The organism is Chitinivibrionales bacterium (assembly GCA_035516255.1).
Classification (GTDB): Bacteria; Fibrobacterota; Chitinivibrionia; order Chitinivibrionales; family FEN-1185; genus FEN-1185.
The window spans coordinates 1-1,098 of the sequence record DATJAL010000043.1 but is presented as its reverse complement, the minus strand read 5'-3'; the positions used below and the strand labels follow the sequence as shown (position 1 = coordinate 1,098).

Below are 1,098 nucleotides of genomic sequence, written 5' to 3'. Positions count from 1 at the left end.
CTGAGCCTTTGTTCGGTTTACGCTTACCTGCGGCCATGGTGGCCGCTTTTTTTATGTGGGAGGCGTGGGCCGCGTGCATCCCGCATCCCGATTTGAAACTCATACGCAGAAAAATGTTCAGATGACCTTGAGCTGAGGAGGAAAATGGTGTTTATTTTCCCGCATGATTCTCCGGTTGCGACCTTTTGCCTGGGTTGTGATATTCAGTGGGGTGAGCGTGACTGCGAACGCAGGGCCGAAGACCCACGTGGTTGCATTGGGAAAGTGGACAACCATTGCAATGCGATCAGAGCAGGGTGCCAGCGATCCGATAAACCTGCGAATTCGGCCGCTTTACGTTGACGGCCGCGTCAAGGAGTTTACGACGGGAAATGCTCACGATGTTACGGAGCATACGTTCGTGGTCCAGAAAATTTCCCGGGTGAATGATTCGCTGCCGCAGGAGAGCGGGCCTCCGCAATGGCGCTGGGAGCGCGGAGGTTGGGTGCTGGTGGACCGCGTGAATGGAAAAATTCAGCAGATTGCGCTCGCAGATTTCGACCCCGATACTTCTTCAGTCGATTGGTTTCGCGATTACGCCGCCTACTGCGGGTATTCAGAAGATGACCAGAAATTGCTGGCCGTGATCATGCAATTGGGAGAGAGGAGGCCGGTGTTGAAGAAAATCATCGGACCCACGAAGGATTTCCCGGAGCCGTGCTCGCCGCCTTTATGGGAACGCGATCCGGTACGGGTTACTTTTTCAGTTTCGCCCGATCAGAAGCTGACATTTGCCTTGAAGAGCCGCGCGGGCGCAGCATCTGCTGAAACGGAACCCGAAAAGGCGGATGAGGAGAACGCCGGCGACTGAATTTATCAGGCATGAACAACAGATTTGCGAATCAGCTCAAACATTGCAAAGAGCACGACCGCGCCCACGATAAACACCCATCGCCGCCAGGAGGCTCTTTCCTCCGGCGCTGAAGTCAAATGCCGCGCTAATACCGCACCCAGGATCAATCCGCAGGCTAAACCCCCGAGGTGCGCGGAATTGTCAATGAAGGGCACGGCTGCTCCGATTGACAAGTTATAAATCGCGAACAGCACAAGGCTTTTGAG

General features: G+C 54.8%; 2 protein-coding genes. One reads left to right on the top strand and one right to left on the bottom strand.

Translation table 11 applies throughout. The features are described from left to right. The first annotated feature begins 400 nt into the window (after positions 1 to 400). Entirely contained in the window at positions 401 to 850 is a 450-nt protein-coding gene (locus tag VLX68_12155; GenBank protein HUI92992.1) for a hypothetical protein, read from the top strand. A 5-nt stretch (positions 851 to 855) separates the two neighbouring features. Here the strand turns inward: VLX68_12155 and VLX68_12150 are convergent. Then, positions 856 to 1,098 (bottom strand): rhomboid family intramembrane serine protease (locus VLX68_12150; protein ID HUI92991.1); only part of this gene is annotated, 243 nt, incomplete at its 5' end.